General features: G+C 35.7%; 18 protein-coding genes. 6 read left to right on the forward strand and 12 right to left on the reverse strand.

The window, feature by feature from the left end; translation table 11 throughout:
* Positions 1–43: 43 nt before the first annotated feature.
* The 3 genes from IW16_RS22185 to IW16_RS22195 all read right to left on the reverse strand — a co-directional run bounded on the left by IW16_RS22185 (position 44) and on the right by IW16_RS22195 (position 3,964).
* Positions 44–1,510 carry a serine hydrolase domain-containing protein gene (locus IW16_RS22185; RefSeq protein ID WP_084694600.1) on the reverse strand — a complete coding sequence of 489 codons (1,467 nt, stop codon included), beginning with the start codon at positions 1,508–1,510 and terminating at the stop codon, positions 44–46.
* Positions 1,511–1,610: 100 nt separating this feature from the next.
* A complete protein-coding gene (locus IW16_RS22190; protein ID WP_034749880.1) occupies positions 1,611–2,669 on the reverse strand; it encodes a serine hydrolase domain-containing protein in 1,059 nt (352 codons plus the stop codon).
* A gap of 155 nt (positions 2,670–2,824) precedes the next feature.
* Positions 2,825–3,964 (reverse strand): helix-turn-helix domain-containing protein, encoded by a 1,140-nt coding sequence (locus IW16_RS22195; RefSeq protein ID WP_034749883.1) that lies wholly within the window; start codon positions 3,962–3,964, stop codon positions 2,825–2,827.
* 282 nt (positions 3,965–4,246) lie between these two features.
* On the opposite strand from IW16_RS22195, the gene IW16_RS22200 reads away from it, so the two are divergent.
* Entirely contained in the window at positions 4,247–4,603 is a 357-nt protein-coding gene (locus tag IW16_RS22200; protein WP_034749886.1) for a response regulator, read from the forward strand.
* 154 nt (positions 4,604–4,757) lie between these two features.
* Here IW16_RS22200 and IW16_RS22205 read toward each other — a convergent pair whose 3' ends face one another.
* Positions 4,758–5,294, reverse strand: coding sequence for a hypothetical protein (locus IW16_RS22205; protein ID WP_073175008.1), 537 nt, complete (start codon positions 5,292–5,294; stop codon positions 4,758–4,760).
* Between the two features lie 391 nt (positions 5,295–5,685).
* Between IW16_RS22205 and IW16_RS22210 the strand changes: the two genes are divergently transcribed.
* The 3 genes from IW16_RS22210 (at position 5,686) to IW16_RS22220 (ending at position 7,430) form a co-directional block, all read left to right on the forward strand.
* Entirely contained in the window at positions 5,686–6,054 is a 369-nt protein-coding gene (locus IW16_RS22210; protein ID WP_034749985.1) for an META domain-containing protein, read from the forward strand.
* Positions 6,055–6,105: 51 nt separating this feature from the next.
* Positions 6,106–6,660: a hypothetical protein gene (locus IW16_RS22215; RefSeq protein ID WP_034749892.1), complete on the forward strand. Its 555-nt coding sequence runs from the start codon at positions 6,106–6,108 to the stop codon at positions 6,658–6,660.
* A gap of 230 nt (positions 6,661–6,890) precedes the next feature.
* Entirely contained in the window at positions 6,891–7,430 is a 540-nt protein-coding gene (locus IW16_RS22220; protein WP_131327957.1) for a hypothetical protein, read from the forward strand.
* Between the two features lie 186 nt (positions 7,431–7,616).
* On the opposite strand, the gene IW16_RS22225 is transcribed toward IW16_RS22220, so the two are convergent.
* The 3 genes from IW16_RS22225 to IW16_RS26760 all read right to left on the reverse strand — a co-directional run bounded on the left by IW16_RS22225 (position 7,617) and on the right by IW16_RS26760 (position 9,866).
* Positions 7,617–8,507 (reverse strand): alpha/beta hydrolase family protein, encoded by an 891-nt coding sequence (locus IW16_RS22225; protein WP_034749897.1) that lies wholly within the window; start codon positions 8,505–8,507, stop codon positions 7,617–7,619.
* 262 nt (positions 8,508–8,769) lie between these two features.
* Complete coding sequence (locus tag IW16_RS22230; protein ID WP_034749902.1) at positions 8,770–9,618, reverse strand: GLPGLI family protein; 849 nt, start codon at positions 9,616–9,618, stop codon at positions 8,770–8,772.
* Positions 9,619–9,698: 80 nt separating this feature from the next.
* A complete protein-coding gene (locus IW16_RS26760; protein WP_165572023.1) occupies positions 9,699–9,866 on the reverse strand; it encodes a bacteriocin-like protein in 168 nt (55 codons plus the stop codon).
* Positions 9,867–10,818: 952 nt separating this feature from the next.
* Between IW16_RS26760 and IW16_RS22235 the strand changes: the two genes are divergently transcribed.
* Positions 10,819–11,517 (forward strand): DUF1826 domain-containing protein, encoded by a 699-nt coding sequence (locus IW16_RS22235; protein ID WP_034749905.1) that lies wholly within the window; start codon positions 10,819–10,821, stop codon positions 11,515–11,517.
* Positions 11,518–11,645: 128 nt separating this feature from the next.
* On the opposite strand, the gene IW16_RS22240 is transcribed toward IW16_RS22235, so the two are convergent.
* The 3 genes from IW16_RS22240 to IW16_RS22250 all read right to left on the reverse strand — a co-directional run bounded on the left by IW16_RS22240 (position 11,646) and on the right by IW16_RS22250 (position 15,434).
* A complete protein-coding gene (locus tag IW16_RS22240; RefSeq protein WP_034749908.1) occupies positions 11,646–12,266 on the reverse strand; it encodes a phosphatase domain-containing putative toxin in 621 nt (206 codons plus the stop codon).
* Between the two features lie 310 nt (positions 12,267–12,576).
* Positions 12,577–14,028 carry an amino acid permease gene (locus IW16_RS22245; RefSeq protein WP_034749911.1) on the reverse strand — a complete coding sequence of 484 codons (1,452 nt, stop codon included), beginning with the start codon at positions 14,026–14,028 and terminating at the stop codon, positions 12,577–12,579.
* 476 nt (positions 14,029–14,504) lie between these two features.
* On the reverse strand, positions 14,505–15,434 hold the full coding sequence (locus IW16_RS22250; protein WP_131327958.1) for a hypothetical protein: 930 nt from the start codon (positions 15,432–15,434) through the stop codon (positions 14,505–14,507).
* A 398-nt stretch (positions 15,435–15,832) separates the two neighbouring features.
* On the opposite strand from IW16_RS22250, the gene IW16_RS22255 reads away from it, so the two are divergent.
* Positions 15,833–17,794 carry a patatin-like phospholipase domain-containing protein gene (locus IW16_RS22255; protein ID WP_034749917.1) on the forward strand — a complete coding sequence of 654 codons (1,962 nt, stop codon included), beginning with the start codon at positions 15,833–15,835 and terminating at the stop codon, positions 17,792–17,794.
* Positions 17,795–18,014: 220 nt separating this feature from the next.
* Here the strand turns inward: IW16_RS22255 and IW16_RS22260 are convergent, their stop codons facing one another.
* Together IW16_RS22260 and IW16_RS22265 are read right to left on the reverse strand one after the other, a co-directional pair.
* A complete protein-coding gene (locus IW16_RS22260) occupies positions 18,015–18,341 on the reverse strand; it encodes a hypothetical protein (RefSeq protein ID WP_034749919.1) in 327 nt (108 codons plus the stop codon).
* A 37-nt stretch (positions 18,342–18,378) separates the two neighbouring features.
* Complete coding sequence (locus tag IW16_RS22265) at positions 18,379–18,801, reverse strand: hypothetical protein (protein WP_034749921.1); 423 nt, start codon at positions 18,799–18,801, stop codon at positions 18,379–18,381.
* Between the last annotated feature and the right edge of the window lie 62 nt (positions 18,802–18,863).

Below are 18,863 nucleotides of genomic sequence, written 5' to 3' on the forward strand. Positions count from 1 at the left end.
GACCGTTATACATCAGTTCAATAATAAGCTGATAATTTATCTGTTACGGACGCTTAACGTTTTTAATATCTGTGCTTATACCACCTCTTTTCAGCGTCACAGAGCTAAGTGTTCCATTGTTGAAATCAAATTTCAGGAGATTGGGATAATCTGTAATTTTAAATAATCCATTTTTCAGATACACCAGCTCATTATCATTTTTTCCTTTAAAATGGTCCAGCAACGGAGATTCTACATAGAGGCAGTTGTTCTTTTCTACTATTTTGGTTGCTACTCCCTGACTATACAGGAAATCATCATAAGTACCAATGAGCTGCTTTTTTAGACTTAAAGGCATTTCCTGAATCTCTTCATTCGAAGTTTTTCCTTCCCAGTTCATTAAGGTCAGAATCTTTTTTTGGGTTTGTGTCATCACAGGAATCCGGTTCGGTTTTTCACCATTGGCAAGAAATACAAAGCCGTTTCCATCTGTCATCGTCGCAAAGGTACTGCCTCCTACTCCTGTATTGGAACCGTTGCAAGAAAACCAGTCATAATTGTTGTATCCAAATGATTTCTGCCATCCGTAGCTCCATCCGCCAACAGCGTTTTTCAAAGCGGTTACTTCTGTTACTTTTTTTGCTACAGCATGGGAAATTACTTTGTTGTTTTTATTGCGAAGGGCATTTTGTATTTCCATGGACAGTTGAGCTAAATCAGCTGGTGTAGACCACATTCCTGATGGTCCAACCTGTGGGGTGATAGGCAGACCTGTTTTTATTACTTTTCCATCTTTATCATGTACCAAGGCGACATTGGATGGGAATCCCTTTTCATCAGGCTGGGTCATCGTTGTGTTTTTCAAGCCAAGCGGTGAGAAAATATATTCTTTGGCAAGTTCAGCAATCGGTTTGTTGAAGGTATCTTCCAATGCCATCTGAACGATAACATACCCTCCGCCGCTGTATTCAAAACTTGTTCCCGGAGTGAAAAGGAATTCGATTTCCCTGTCATATCTCGGAATCTGTCCTAAAAGACTTTGTTTTAGTGTTGGAATGGTTTCTCCTTCATAGTGGTCTTCAAATCCACCCTGACTTGTGCCGGAAGTATGATTTAAAAATGGTTTCCATGTGGGACTGTTGTTTTCAGTAAATTTACTTTTAGGTAAATGCCACCGTTTTAAATACTTGTCTATCGGATCATTTAAATTAATCAATCCTTTTTCTTCAAGGATGTAACAGAGAAGTGCTGTTATAGGTTTAGAAATAGAAGCCGTTGAGAAAGCAGTGTTTCCGTCTATCTTTTCTTTAGAATCCATAGATTTTACACCCCATTGGTGTGAATACACCACCTTGTAATTTTCAAAAACCACCAGGCTGAATCCGGGAAGATTATATTTTTTTAATTGCGGCTCAATTTGTAAGCTGTCTGTAAGAAAACTATAGTCACTTTTTTGAGTTAAAGTTTTATGGGTGGTCTGGCAGCTTGACATGGCGGCTATCAGAAGTAGTAAATACATTATATTTTTCATGGTCTCTTATTTTAGGTAAAATTTATTGGGCAGCTTTATGCTGCAATTTTGATAAGTGCTCTTTTTATTTGGGATAAGATCAGCTATTGGCAAGCTGCATTTACTTTAATACTGTATCATAAATTTGATTCAAAAGGTTTTGTCTCAATTTTGAGTTTCTTTGGTCCAGAAGTATGATGATTCCCCAATTTTTAGCTCTGTTGTAACATATGATTGAAGATTGTCCCATAGAATCCCCGGATTTTGAATACAGTGTATTTTCTTCATCTGTTACGATATTGGTTCCCAATCCCATTTCTCTTTTCTCATCTTTGTAGAAGATTTTTTCCGTAATGACGGCTGCTTTTGCGATGCGTGTTTCTTGATTTAAAACCGACTTTAGAAACAGAACCATATCAGAAGCACCCGACTTTACCATTCCTGCAGATGCCGTGATATTCCAATTGAAGAATTCCTGAATACCTCCGTCAGGATTGTGACCGGTTGTTCTGTTTTTTACATTGAAATCTTTTGTCAATGTGTTGGTCATCTTTAACGGCCCTATTATTTTCGATCTGATAATTTCATCGTAGCTCTTATGGTATACCTTCTCCAGGATCTGTCCCAGTAAAGTATATCCAATGGTAGAATAACGGTATTTACCATAATCTTTCAGCTCACTGCAATTGTTGATGATAGAAGCCAGCGTTTTTTCTGTGACACTGCTTACAGGCTGTTGTGGGTTGAGTTCTATTAATTTTCCAAAATCTATATCCGGTAAACCTGACTGATGAGAGGCCAGATCCGAAATTTTAATTTTGTTTTTAAGATTCTCATGGAGAATATATTCTTTGGGAAGATAAAGATCTATATAATCATCAATTTTTATTTTATGATCCAGCACAGCCTGAGCAATCAGGTTTGAAGTTAAAATTTTGGTGATCGAGGCAATTTCAAATAGCGAATTTTTATCAATTTTCGTGGAATTTTCTGCATTCAGCTGACCGTATGAAGTATAAAACTCTTCATTATTTTTAATAAAGCCAACACTAATTCCTACGTTCGGATTTTTTTGATGACTGTCACTGATTATTGAATCAATTTTTTTTGTGATATCCTGTCCGAAAGAAAAGCTGCTTACGAATAATAACGCTGCCAAAAATTTTAATGAAGTTTTCATTGTATCGATTTTTATTTGTTAAAAAATTATTTCGATACAAATATGCGGGAGAAATCAGACCCAGGCGACCGAATAAAAACAGTCGAACGCATTGGTTAAAAAAAATACGTATGAATCCTTGAAAGACAAAGTACGAATAATTACAAAACTCTAATTTACATACATTTACGATAAGCAGTCGGCGTATTTCCTGTATGTTTTTTAAAAGCTGTATTAAAAGAAGATTTGGAATTAAAACCTACTTCATACAGAATTTCAAGAATAGTTACCTTATTTTTTGTCTGATCTTTTAAGATATCCATTGCATTTTCTATACGGTAAGTATTCACGAAATCATAAAAATGTTTTCCTAATTGATGATTGATTAAAACCGATAATTCCCGGACAGGAATTCCGATATCATCAGAAATATCCTGAATGGTTAAAGAAGGATTGAGAAAGGGTTTCTTTTCTGCCATATGCTCCTTCAGCATCAGTAAGTCGCGGTTGTATTCCTGTTCAGTGACAGCAGTCTGATTACTGTTTTTTTCTTCTGAAATAATATCTGAAACAAGCTTTAATTTTGAATCAATATTTCTGAACAGACCGGGATTGTTTAACGCTTTCAGTAAGTACCAACAGGAAATAAAAAGCTGGAATACGAGGATTCCGATTTTTATCGATTCTGATACATACGGATAATCGGAAAATTTTAAAATATTTTTCAACATGACAATCAGGTATAATAAAGTCAGTACCACTGTAAACTGAAACAGCCAATTGTAGGAACTGATGCTGGTTCCGGCGTAATTTTCAAGGTACAGTCTCTTTGCTTTTCTTAAGAGCATAAACACCGCAATCAAATAGATCACAATCTGAATATGAAAAAGTATGTGATTGAACTGCAGTTCGATCATACTTTGACGGTTTATAATAAAGTTCATTTTAGAGGCAAGATCTACAGTATAGAAACGGGGCAGCAAAACGACATTGGCCATCAGAAAAGGAAGCAAATGGAGGATATATTGAGGTTTAAGCTTAAAATCCGAATAGCAAACTGATGAAACATAGAGATAAAAAACAGGAATCTGCAGAAAAGCCAATGTATTTCGCAACATACCCGGATTGGAAGGACCGTCGGTCACTAAATTCAATAATGGCTCACTGGTATCAATGGCCGTTATGAGCAGAAAAACAGCAAAAAGAGTATTGCTTAACCTGTGTTTTGTTTTCACCGTCAGCAGGAAAAAAGCCAGAAAAACAGAAATGAACAGGGATATTGTTGTCACAATAATTAATAAATTACTCTTATCCATTCATTATTTATTTTATTTGTTTCAGTAAAGTTATTTTTTCAGCTGACAGCAAAAATCCTGCAAAGACAGCAGCCTCTTACGATCCAGAACTGAACCTCACAAATATAGAAATTAGATCGGAGTTGTCTGCGTTTTTATCAGCAAAAAGCCTCACCTGATGTCAATACTACAAACCGGTGTAGTAAGATGAGCCTGATGAATTACTGAAAGTCTTCATTTTTTAAAATATTTCCAACGCTCATTAAAGTTTTCTTATCTTTATATAACTTATTAAAAAAGCATATGAAAAAAAAGGTTGTCCTTATTCAGGATAATGAGGATATTCTGGAAATTATGGATCAGGTTTTGGAGGACGAAGGATTTGATGTTACTTCATCATTAACGACCGAACCGATAGAAAAAATTGATGAAATTGAACCTGATGTAGTGATTGTAGATGACAATATCAGGGGTACTAAAAAAGGGGCAAAAGTTATTGAAGAACTGAAGAGTGATCCTGAAACCGAGGATGTTTCAGCGGTTCTTACTTCTACTTCATTTGATCTGCCCCAAAAAGCAAAAGAATGTAAAGCCGATGATTATATCGAGAAGCCCTTTGATATTGATCATATGATTGATGTGGTTAAAAATAATTCCTGATCAGCCAAAAAAAATGATCATGTTTATTCATCGAGCTTTCTGACTTTTAACCATCCGGAAAAGTAAACACAAAAATTAAAAAAGCCGTTTTCACAAGTTGTGAAAACGGCTTTTTTAATTTAATTTATACATCATATCCTGGTTACTGAGTCCATTAATTGGCAGCAGGATCAATACGCTGAGTGGTCAGGTATAAGGATTTTAAAAGATCTTTACTGTCAAAAATTAAGATGGCGTAGTGCTTCCCTTTTTTAAAGGTGAGTTTTGCACCGCCTTCATATTCTGTACCCCTTCCTAGTTTTTCTGTACTGCCCCCATATTTACTGAATTTGGCAGCGCTTTCCTTAAGCGTGGTTTTGTTGATTACCAGACCAAAAGGAAGACCGTCAACAATCACAAAATGATCATCGGTAATTTCAAAGGACATCTCGTTTATGTTATTGTTCTCTCCCAGGCTGCAATAAAGTTCCAGACCGGATGGCTGAACCCACTTGGCATATTTTTCCTCATTGGCATCTTCATAATATTGAGTCTTGGTTTTCAAAACAGAGGAGATCTTATCCGGTGTCTGAGGAAAAATGAATTCAGAATTTTTGTCCAGTAAAGAATTTAAACCGGCGTTTTTCTGCGCAAATGCTGTTAAGCTCAATAGCTGAAAAAGTACGGTGAGAACTAATGTTAAAGGTTTCATCTGCATAAAGACAGTTTTTAATTTTTTAATTAATTTGGTGGATAAAGATATTAAAATTAATTAAATGTGTAAAAATATAGGAGAAAATAAACCGCATCATAAACTTCGAATTCTACACGCCAGAAATGGATTTTAACCAGGGCCAGTCTTGAGAAATAAGGCCAAAAAAACCGAATGTCTTTGTCTCCTATTATAGTTAAGATTTAAACACGGCATCATTTTATTATTGTAGATTGCCCTTGAATATTAAAATTTCAGTATTTTTCCGAAATTCCTGATGATGACATTTTTACGGTCAACTGAGAGAAGAAACAAATGAGAATAAACTGAAATAAATACACAGAAAACCAATTACATCTTTCTCCACATGAAAAAAATTATCTTTATTTGTATGGCAACTGCAATTTCATTATTTGCAACAATCAACGCGCAAACCAAGAGTCTGGCCAAAACAACATGGGCACTTCAAACATTCAATACAGATGGAAGTGCTGTTTTCAAAAAAGCAAAATCCATTAAATTTCCTTCGGAAGAACCTAAGTTTGACTTCCTTCAATTTGAAGCAGATCAAAAGTTTCACACGGGAAATTCATGCTTTCACATGACGGGAACTTACCATGTTTATGAAGATAATCAGGTAGAACTCAACGAAGGCATGGCTGATATGTCCAGCGACTGTAAAGAACCAAAAACACTGAATGGAACTTACAGCTTCAAAATAGATAAAGATATTCTTAAACTGATTCCCGTTAAAAATTAAGATTTATACTCCCACTTTTTAAATAGAAGCTATATATAAACAACAAGATACATGAAAAACGGCATCCTCTTACTTTCTGTTGTTCTTTGCACATTGGCAAATGCACAAACTGCCCCACCGATCATCAGAAATCCTTTAACAACCTATAAAGGCTTGAAAATAGATTCAAGAAAAGGAACACTCATTGAAAAGCAAACGGTTGATTTCGCTAAATTCAAAAATTTGAATATTCAAAAAATCATCACGAAAGATCTGTCTGACAATTCTGCAGAAAGTGTCCTCGGAATAATGTATGAATATGAAACTTTTGATCATATTTCGAAGAAAACATTAACCATCGAAAAAACCGAACTTTCCAAATTAATCCATGCTCTTCAAATTTTAGAACAGAAGGAAAAGGAAGCTCAATCAAATAAGGATACAAAGTATAAGTTTGTCACCATGAGTAATATAGAATTTGGAGGTGTTTACAGTGAAAAACTAAAAAGCAGCGTAAATTATATAAAAATGCCTTCCGCACCTTACGGTCAAAATTTGAATGAGTTCAACACAGACGAATTGAAGGAACTTATCAAGATCTTAAAGAAAGCAGAACAGGAACTCTGATAAGGCCAGCTAATAAAGGGCTACCAATCTATTTGGACCGATTAGTCACACATTCCAATTCTGCATTTTATCATCCCGGCAAGAGTTGGGATTTTTTTATTGACAAAATTCATTTGATCCAGGATAAAATCTAAATAAAAAAAATAAAGCTATGGTTAAAGGTTTATCTTTATACAATCTCCGAACGGGGAATACCGGTGAATCCGGTCCATGTCCATAAAACAAAAACTATGAAAAAAAACATTCTAAAAGCATTGATCCTTCCATTGTTTCTTACGGCCTGCACCATGCAGAACAAAAAGGATCTTCCTGCAGAAGCTGCTTCATCTTTCCTTCCTATGCAAATTGGAAATTACTGGAAAAACGACGCACAAAATTATACAGAAATCCAGGATACTATGAGAATAGACGGGAAGCTGTATTACAAATTTTATTCTCTGATTGGAGGAGATGCTGTTTCAACAATGTATCTGCGAATAGACAAAGACAATCAGTTGCTTGAATCCTGGCCTGCTGCTGAGGGCAAAGAATACCTTCGTGCGAAATTCAATGGAAATGTAAATGATACTTTTTTTACATTAAATGATAAAACCGAAAATGATAAAAAGGTAACCATCATGAATAAGTCTGATAAAAAAATGACCTTTTCCTATGATATGGTTTATCATCCCAATCTGAAAGGTCATCCCAGTACCGAAAGTTTCGTTAAAGGTCAGGGTTTTGAAGGCAAGTGGAATGGGTTGAAAATTAATGGTGTCATTATTAAATAGTCACTTACCCTTATTGATTTCCTCAGCTTTAAGCGGCTGGGGTATTTATATTCATGTGTCATGAGCTGAGATCTTCAGCAGTATCGATGCAGACTGTAAATTAAAAGGGTTTGGTATCACAAGTAATTCTTTATGATACAGTCAACGCTGGAAAATCCTAAGTCTATATCCTAAGCCTTAAGGTATTTATTTTCGTTTCTTAAGGTTGTTGATATTTTTAATCCACTGAATAGCAGCACTTACAGGTTCTGCAGATTTGGAAAAACCGGTATTATGTCCCAATTCAGGAAACAATTGATAATCATAGGATTTACCCTGTGCTTTAAGTTCATTCAGATGTTCTATTGACAAACCTACAGGAATCTGCACATCCTTACCTCCAAAGAGCCAAAGTCCCCGAATAGACAGGTCGGCAAGAGTGCTGTTAGGATCAGTAGGTGCAAACTGATATTTGTCGGGATCGCTGCGTACATGTTCGCGTGCCTCAGTTTCTGTATGGGTATCCCAAAAGCGGGATTTCCCTTCTGTATAAAACTGAAACCTCAGCTGCTCAAGAGTCGTGACAACAGGTCCGCTAAATAATACCATATAGCTTACCATTTTATTTTTCGCTGCTGCCAGCGGAATGATCCATCCAGCCTGGCTAAATCCCATAAGTCCCAACGGCCCGTGCTTACGCGGAAGAAGCTTCAACAGTGCATTGGATGCAGCATCTGCATCTGAAGCCAGCACATCAAGATTTGAAGGATCTATATTGTTGGTGCCAACTTCCGGTCCGACATATACTCCTCCCGATTTTCCTACCCCCCGTTTATCATACGTTAAAACCGTGATGCCATTTTTTGCTAAAAGCACAGCCATTTCCTCCATCCTTGTTTCTTTACCAGATCCATGGACAAGGACAACAGAAGCGTAGGAATGCTTTGGTCTATAAACCGTACCGGCCAGATTAACTTTAGTACTCGTGAAGATAATGTCTTCCGTAGTAAAGTCCGGATGATCGGTCTGCTGTTTGCCAGCCTGGCCAAATACGATAAGATTGAAGCTGCAAAGAAGAAAAAGTAGACAGGATTTCATGGTGATGAATGTATGGAATTTGTAACGAATGTAATGAGGATATTGAGGTTCATTTTACATTCCAAATGTACCTGCTCCTTACCTATCTCAAAATAGTTAATAATAACCATTTATCTATCGTATGTTGGAGTTAAAAAAGGGAAAGTTTACCAAAAGGGAAAGTCTTCAAAAATTGATTTTCATTTTACCATCTTAAAGATTTTGATTAATGAGTTTTGCGATTTTATTTGTTCTTTCTTGCCATTCAGTTGTATTTTTAAAATCAATTACTTAGTTCTATCGGATTTTCGTATTTCCTATTCATTTCTCGTTCCTTTTGTCTCTGTCTGATTATTTCTTGACCTTGTATTATAGTGGTGTCAGTATTTGCAAATGCGCCAAGTGGATTGTTAGTAGCATTTTTTAATGTCTGCTCAAATTTCAATGGAGTTGTTTCAATTGCATTAGAATAACGACTTTCATTTATGTTAATTAATCTGCCTTTCAATTCAGAATTTGATACAGATTTTACAAGCTCAAAATCATACTCTTCTTTATCATCTGCTATTTTAACGATCAATCCTGGCAATCCGCTGAATTTATATGGACCATAAGGTAAAGGGATTTCAGGAGAATACCATGCGATCCAATTTCTTCCTTTAAATGTAACTTCCGCTTTTTTACAATTAAATGTATTAATTACTTTTGTTCCATCTATAAGTTTCCAATTCTTTATTATTGGCTCTTTATAGGTGAGGATTGACATAGCAACTAAATTAAAATACTGTATATTTTCATTTGATTGTATTATGGTAAATGAAAACTTTGTTTTTGGCACCGATACTCCTTTCGAACTTAACAGTTTTGCTCCATTATCTAAAGTTTTTATTGGAAGTGCTTGGAATACTGAATCTCTTTTTAGTGATTGAATACTAGCAAAAAATGTATGTTTGTCACCTATCTGTAATGAAAAAAATTCTTCATGTCTATAATCAGGAGTCAATGTATTCAATTTAGCTTTTAATAAATAGGTAAACTCACCACGCAGAGTGTCTTTTTTATTTAATTGAGAAAAATATGTTACCCAAGAAAATAATAAAAATAACAGAAATATTTTTTTATGATAATACATATAATTGTTTTAATTATAAAATTGCACTTATAACTTTTATTATTTGGTTATAAGTGCAAATGATTAATGTTTATTTTACATTAACAGTAATTTGCTTCAAGATTAGCAAGCCACTGATTTGCTTGTGCTGGAGTCCAATCTTGAGTTGTAGTAGCAGTCTGACCACAAAATTCTGCAATCCAAACTTGTTTAGTTCCACCTTTTACAGTTTTAAGGTCATCGCGAGTTAATTTTTTTAACTTTTTCATTTTAGATAATTTTTTTAAATTCCTACTTATTTTGTTAAAACATCAACAGAGATATTTTAACTTTCCATTCGGGGGTAGGTTTTCGGTTTTTCCTACCTTCTGTTGCGCAACATATTCTTTCCAAGGATTTACTATCATAAAACCTTTTTGATTAGTCAAATATTAAACTGCTTTTCGGAAAGTAAGAATAGCCATTTGTGCTTTTTGAAGGAGATCAAATATAATTACTTTTTCAATTATTGGTGAAATATTTATAGTTTATTTTCACAAAAACACTTCCAACAAACGACAAAACTCGACGTATTAAAACTTACTTTTTCTTCATTGAATTATTTTTTAGTGCATTAATAGGATCTTTTGATTGAGCTCCTTGATTTGTTTTGGATTGGGAATAAAAACCCGTTTTCCTCTAATTTTGTTATCCTGAAAACGCTCCGAAGCGGGACAGTTCTGGTTATGGAAATCCATTAAATAACCGGGATTTTCAAGATGATTTCGTCGCAGATTTCGGCAAGGGTCTGCCCCTGCCTGACATTGTAAATCATCATAAATTTTGTGTTTTTTTAAATTATATCACTGAAGTTAGATAAAATATTGTATTTACACAAACCTTTTTTGATAAAAATCGTAATTGTAATCGGGCTTCGATTTCAAGCTTATGTTGCTATTTTTAAGCCGTTTACACACTTATCATTGAACGGAATCTAGTGATTTTTCAAACAGCTAAAAATTAGTTTACAGTATCCTCAAAACGCGCAAAAATTTACATCAAGATTTTATCGTTTTTTGCAGTTATTTATAAAAATAATTTAACGCATCCACATCCAAAAACACTCCCCCGATCATTTCTATATTATAACCTGATAAAAACCAATTCGATCTTAGCGGGATCTTCTCATCTATTGCTTATTTTTGCAAAAGAATTAATCTGCTAAATTGTTTTTCCTGCCATATGAACAATACATTTTCTGACAATCCTCAAATTGAACTGGTCTCTGACTTTTCAGAATTGATCAATACCCCTTTTCAAGGCGTTATGAATGCGATTTGCTGGCACAGAAATGTAGAAGGAGATTTTAAAGAAATTGTATCTCAACTTCAGTTAAGAGAAAATGTTACTGAAGTTTCGGCTAAAGACCTTTTAGCGCTGAATCTATCAGAGAGAGGCGCTATTGCAAGAGAAACTATATTAAATGACTTGAAGTTATTAGCAGATTTCGGTGCATTGCCTACACTCAATTTATTAAAGTGTTATGAACGGGACGATGAGCTGGGTTTCATTTCGACGGACGTGTATTCCTATCATGTAGACCGTTCACCTGTGGCTACGGATACCTTCTTATGTACTTATCATGGCACCGCAAGTGATATTCTGCCCAACCATCAGGTTGAACAAAAAATTCTCATTCCGGAAATCAGAGCAAAACTCAGAGAATTACATGACGGTCCGGAAGATGAATTTGAAACTTTTCTGAAAGACTATTTCTTTGACCTGCATTATCAGCCTAAACCCAATGCAGAACCTGTTAATTTAGAATTCGGCCATCTTTGGCGTCTGGCAGTAGATCATCCGACACAAGAAGCCTTACCTTGTGTTCACCGAGCACCTGTGGAAAACGATGGTGAATACCGGCTGCTTTTGATTTGCTGAGTGATGGTTTGTGATAGACCGTATTTTTTGAGTTGTTTTTGAAAGATTATTGTTAAAGGTGAACCCTCATATTCATGAAAAAGCCCTATAAATAAGGCTTTTCAAATATAACTGATTAATTCTGATGATTAGTTAAATACCTTGGTCTTGATATAATCTACATCTACGTTAGCAATGTAATTGACTAAGTTAGTATACTGCGGATGAAAATTATATCCTCCCTCTTTCATTTCCTGAGTAGCATCTTGTTTGCTCCAATTCTGGAAAACAATCCGGTACATGGCGAGAGTCACCCCGGTTCTGTCGCTACCATGCTGACAATGAATATCTATTGGCTTGGGAGCCGTTCTGATGATCCTTAAAGCCTTGATAATTTCGACATCGGAAACTGATGAGGCAACCATCGGTACATTATACAGACTCCCTGTGTAATTAGTTCCTCCCACGTTATCTGTATGACCTGACCTCAGATTGAGGATAGACGCTACATTCTTTTGCTGAAGGTAGTTGTAACCATCACTATCAGGCTGTTCACTTCTGTAAATGTCATCATTGACTTTATACAGATTATCAAAAGGTGATCCTGTCACTTTTTTAGCCCATTTTTGGGGCCTTGAATCTTTGGAAACAGTTTCCAGTTCAGAATTTCTGGACGTGTACGATGATGATACAGGTACTGAATCATCATAATTTTCGGAATTACAGGCAAGTGTACTTAATCCCAAAATGATAAAAATTACTTTTTTCATGTTTCTACTTTTATTTTAAAAATGAGTATGTCGTATTCGTGAACATGACTATAGTTTTCAGACTTTTGCTATCTTTTCACCTTACTTAAACAGGTCAAAGTAATATGCATTCTGCCCTGTTTATCTATAGCCTGTATCTTATGATTCGAACTAACCAGGGGTACAATCTGCATGGAATAATTATAAGCTTTTATAATTATTGAGTAACAAGAAGCAAATATAAAAACAAATCAACATATCACAATACAATGATTTATTTTTTTTAGATATTGCAAATACCTATTCCTAAACGTAAGAAATATGCAATAGACTATTTTCTATGATACTTACTCAACTTACTTTTTTTCAATCCGTACAGAAAGTAAAAACCTATCCCAATCAACATCCATATCAATAATCTGATCCAGCTTTCTACCGGAAGCCCGATCATTAAAAAGACACAAACCGCGATTCCTAAAAGGGGCACAAAAGGTACAGCCGGAACTTTGAAGGGTCTTGGTATATCAGGTCTTTTATATCGAAGAATGATGACTCCGAGTGCTACCAGAGAGAAGGCGAATAGAGTCCCTATACTCACCATATGTCCCAGATCCGCTATCGGAACAAAACCTGCGAGCAGTCCCACAAATACCAAAAAGAACATATTGGTTTTCCAAGGGGTTTTAAATTTTGGATGAATATCGCTGAAAAAGGAAGGCAGTAAACCATCTTTTGACATGCTGTAAAATACACGCGACTGCCCCATCAGCATCACCAGGATTACTGATGTATACCCAGCTAATATGGCAATAATCAGGGCACTGTTCAGAAAGCTATATCCTGTTACAGCAAATGCTGTAGCTACGGGGCTGGCATCATCTTTAAAAGCAGTATAAGGTACAAGCCCCGTCATTACATAGGCAAAAACTACGTACAGGACAGTTGCCACCGCTAGCGAACCTATAATTCCAATGGCCATATCTTTCTGGGGATTTTTTGCTTCCTGTGCGGCTGTTGATACCGCATCAAAACCAATAAATCCAAAGAACACCACTGCTGCTCCACGTATCACTCCCGACCATCCAAAGTGGCCGAACTCTCCCGTATTTTCCGGTAAGAACGGACTGTAGTGAGAAGGATTGATGAATGACCATCCTAATGCTATGAACAGGATAATCACACTTATTTTTACAACCACCAATAAGGTATTTAAACCTGAAGATTCTTTGGTTCCTTTAGCCAATACCAACGATAGAAGTGCTACAATACATACTGCGGGTAAATTGATCACTCCTCCATGCAAAAGTGATCCATCGGCAAGTTTAACGGTATCAAAAGGTGATGCGGTAAGTTCAGGAGGTAAATTGATGTGGAATTGAGCAAGGAGTTTTGTAGCATAACTTGACCAGCTTACCGCAACAGTGGCCGATGCCAGCGCATATTCCAGGACGAGATCCCAGCCAATAATCCAGGCCATAAACTCACCTAATGTTGCATAAGTATAAGTGTAAGCAGATCCGGCAACCGGTATCATAGAGGCATATTCAGCATAACATAATGCACAGAAAGAGCAAGCCACCGCCGCCAATACAAAGGACAGTATCACTGCAGGACCTGCATTTTCAGAGGCGACGATTCCTGTCAGGGAAAAAATACCCGCACCCACAATAGCACCAATACCCAATGCTACCAGATGAATAGGCCCAAGACTTCGTTTAAGCGTATTGCCGTTTTTTGATTCCTGCTCTTTAAGAAGCTGTTCAATGGGTTTTTTAGAAAACATTTTAAATTGAATTAGAATTAGACGATTGTATTATTTTTTGAGAATTTTGAACGGATCAGACAAAAAAAAAACTCTACACTATGGTAGAGCCTTCTTTAAATATATAATTAAACATGTCATATGAAATAAGGTTAACCACAGTAATATTGAAACATAGACCTACACATGTAGTACTGCATCATCATTGTTTTGATGGTGTTATTGTTCATTAAATGGCGATGCGTAAACTCAGGTTTCATTTTCTATTTTCCTTAATTCAAGTGCAAATATAAAATATATTCTTTCATTAGTCTACTAAAATTATAGACTTTTAAAAAAGCAATTTTCTCTTTTCAATCTATGTATTTGATTAAGAATTAATTATCTATGATCAGTGATTTATTTTATGATAAAAGTCATTCCATACTGTATGAAATGACTTTAAACTTCGATTAAACCGAATCGTATTATAATAAATTGGCTATTGCCTTACTCCATTAAAGGTCTGAAATTCTTAAAACATGAATACTCATCTCTCCGTTTACTCCTGCATTTGTGCTGTTGCCGATCTCTTCAGCTGACACATAATATCCACTGGTCCTTATTTCCGGTATAAACTCAACAGTATTGTCCTGTAATACCTTTATATTTCCAATAGCAATACCGCTTAAACGGTTAAATCCTGTACCGTCTTTTGTTGGAGTAACGAAGGAATTATGTTTAATATTACTGATATAAGAAGCAGAAGGTGATGCCAGGAAATTAGGAATCAACTGATACGTAATCTGACTGCCCGGCCTGTCAGGTAAAGCTGCGTTTATTGGATTGGCTCCAGCAACATCCCTGTTGATAACATAGGTAAACTGTACCGTCACACTATATATCCCTCTCTTTAAAAATTTAATTCCCTGGATAGCATCAGTCGTCCTTTGCTGGACAAAAGGAGATGCACTGAATAAGGTCTCTACCGTAGCCGGGACAGTCGCAAATCTGGTAAAAGAGGCCTGGCTCTGATTATTATAGTCTGTAGCGCCTGAACCTCCGGAATATCGGTTGATCGCTATTGCTGAAGAGCTATAACTTGTGGAAAATACAGAATTATCATACGCATTGACATTATACCATCTGTTTGCCGATGCCAGATAATAATACAGACCACTTTTAGTAATAAGGCTTGTTAAATCATTGGAAGATGTAGGCACCGTTGTGGCAAATACCTGCAGTCCATCCTGATTGGGAGTCATGGACATCCCCTGTATCTGATCACCAGTCATTCGAGGAATTAATATTCCCTGTGCTCCATTTTTTGTTGAGTCGTACCTAATATCCAACGTTGCATCAGGATTAGATGTTTGAATACCAACCTGTGCCCACAAAGGTACAGCAGCAAAAAGGATATTCATCATGAGTAATCTTTTTCTCATCATAGCTTTTGTTTAAAAAAATTTTTGGTTATTAAAAAAGAAAAATCTAAAGTAAGTCACTTTAAAGATTCATATACTGCATTATAGTTTTAGGTGAAAGTATAACTAAGTAAATTAATAATCCCTGTAATTTTGTTAGCATATATGGAAAATTGGAGTACTGTTGAGAGGATGAGAGCCGCAAATCGTCAACATCTGCTTTTATATTTTGTCAGGAACTTTCGAAAGTTGATGTAAATAATCCTTACAATCATAAATAAAGGTTTTGCAAATGCTGCCAATCTACTTTAAGATATTATCTTCTAACCTATTACTTAAATAACAATGTAGAAAATTAAATAAATTTCATTTTTTTGATGAAAATTATCTAATTTTCCACCTGCTAATAATCAATTTCATTCATGGAAAATCACAGTAAAAGTGAAACCTTCTCTTTAGGAATTACCATGGCAGGCGCAGTATCCGCCGGATGTTATACTGCAGGCGTGATGGACTATTTATTTGAAATACTCGATCTCTGGGAAAAAGCAAAAGACGGTAAAGTACTCACAGAATTTTCTGATATCATTCCGAAACACTGTGTAAAAATTGATGCCATGGGTGGCACATCTGCCGGGGGTATGACAACCACTATATCGGCTATTTATGCATTAAACGGAAGTATCAACCCGGTAACGAAACCTGAAAGACTGGATGAGATAAAGAATAATATTCTTTATGACAGCTGGGTTTTGATGGATGATCATAATAAGAGTGATACAAGACCTTTATTTGAAAAGCTCCTGGATACGGATGATTTGGAGGAAGGCGTATTTGGCTCACTTTTAAATTCTAAGTTTATAGATACGATTGCTGATCAGGCCTTTTATACAAGTGAGGAAACCCATTTAGAAAAAAAGACGAAAGAGCTTCCCTCCTACATATCCAAAGACCTTCAATTACTTTATTCTCACTGTTTTCTCAGAGGTATTCCGCTTGATGTCAATTTTGAGACTTCTATTTCAAAGTATGGCCGGAAAAGTGTGATACCCAATCACAGCACATTTGAACACTATATCGTTACCCAATATCACTTAAATAATGGAATAAAACCGGATACAGAAAAATATCTCTGGTTAAATCCTTATGATAAGCCCTATTCAGATGTATTAAAGCTTTCTACAATAGCCACCGGAGCATTTCCGATTGGGTTGGCTTTCAGGGAGTTTAAAACGGAACATTTAGGCGACGAATATTTAAAAACAACGATAAAGCGTATTATTACCGGTGAATTTGGACTTAATAATCCAAAAGCTGACAACATCAAGTTAAAATATTTTCCAAAAAACTATTCATCCGTTGCTATTGATGGGGGTGCAATAAATAATGAGCCTTACAGAGAAGTATTGAGTATTCTCCAACATCAGAATGGTGATGATTTTGAAGATGGCTATCCCCGGTATGGCGTCATCATGATTGATCCCTTTCCTGACAGAGCTCAATCTAAGAAGTCTTATTCAAAACCCAATGATGCTGTAGATGTAGCACAGGGTATTATTGGAACACTCATGGACCAGTCCCGAATAAAACGCAGAGAGATGCTGGAAACAGATTCTTCCAAATATTTTAAGAGTATTATATTTCCCAGAAAATGGAGAACCAACAAAGAAAACAAGATCATTGGACCTCCCGGGACCATTACATGTGCTTCTGCGATGGCTTTTGGCGGTTTTCTGGATCGCCGTTTCAGACAGCATGATTTTTTCCTCGGGCGTAATAATGCAAGAAATTTTTTACGGTACTTCTACTCATTTCCATATGATAAGGAGAAGGGAGATATTCATCCTATTCACCGATGCTGGACAGATCAAATGGCAGATGCTTTTAAATTTGAAAAGAAAAAAGGAAGTGGAAAATTTTATTTACCCATCATTCCCGATCTTCATTTGTTAGCAGAAACTGAAACCGAGAGGATAACAAAGCGAAATCAATATGATATCCCTAAAACTCCAATATATGATCCGGAAGAACTCTTTAAATTAGAAAACAAAATAAAAAAGAGGTTTAGAAAAATTTTCACCGTGCTTCAGGAGCGCGATTTCAGTGAAGCTGTACATCAGGCAAAAGCAGCCGAATTTGAAACATTAACTACTCTTCAAAAGAATGCCATAAAAAGAGCAGAACAAAAAAATTTAATCGCCGAAAAATGGATACAGAAAAAATATGGGCCTAACGGGTTCTCCAAAATGGGAGCATTCATTAGCACCCCCTTTTTAAAATTAGGAATGTTCTTTACAAAACGTGTGGCCGCAAAAAAAATAGCCAGAATCGTTATATCAGAAATTTTAAAAGATCTTGCGTCAAAAGGTCTGCTCAAAAAATGATCATAAGTAAAGTCTGATTTCCCATTTTTTTCAGGCAAAGAATTGTATGGTGAAAGCAGTCATATATTAAATAAAACCCCCTTTAAACATTATATTTAGAGGGGCTTTGTATTATTATAACTGAGATCTTTATAGAATCGAAAACATTGTTTACTTTCCAATACCCATCTGAAAAATATTTATAATCAGACTTGCAGTACATTTAAGGACATCAGCATTTTTACTGAAACATCCTTCTCCATTTGGTCATCGAGTTTTTACTTAATCCAAAGTGCTGAGCTACCTGAAGATTGTTCATTTTATGATTCTTCTGGTAATCAAGAATACGCATTATATCTGCTCTATTGTAGGAGCGAAGCATTTGATTCATCTTTTTTGTATCTTGATTTTTGGTGCCGAATATTTTTTTATTCAGTTCCATAATGTCCATCGCGGAAAGTATTTTTTTCTCCAATAACTTTTCGCACTCGGCTTTCTTATGAGGAAATTTTTGGTCAATAATATCTGAATAGATCAGTTTATAATTGGGCTGATTCTGTTTTTCCATGTCTGATTTCTGATTTGATGCTGTTAACTATTGTATTTTATCTATTATGTTTTGCTACCCACTTGCATAAAGTGGTATAAGGAATCCCGTAATGATCGGTAATTTGCCGTTTGGTTTTTTGTTGCTTCTCGATCAGCTCCATAATAAAATCTATCATTTCGCGGGTATAGATGTTCTTCCTGAAGAGGGGAAGTTTTGAGACAGCGGAATCCCGGACTGAAGCAGAAGGTGGGGCATAAAGGATCAGATGCTGCGAATACAGCCGGAAGAAATCATATTCAAGCAGTTTGCTCCATCTCAGTAAGATATTAGTGGATAGGTCTTCCTGCATATACATTTCGTTGATTTCAATTTCTGTACATTTCATAAAGTTGCAGATCCGGGTTAAGTCAATCTTTCTTTCCTTAACGCGGAGATGAATGAACTTTCCAATATGAATATTTCTAAAATTTGTAGTCATAAGCGGTATTATTTTTTTATAGGATAAGGACTGTATTTGGTCTAAATCAACATCCTGATGAT

This window comes from Chryseobacterium vrystaatense, assembly GCF_000737765.1.
Taxonomy (GTDB): domain Bacteria; phylum Bacteroidota; class Bacteroidia; order Flavobacteriales; family Weeksellaceae; genus Chryseobacterium; species Chryseobacterium vrystaatense.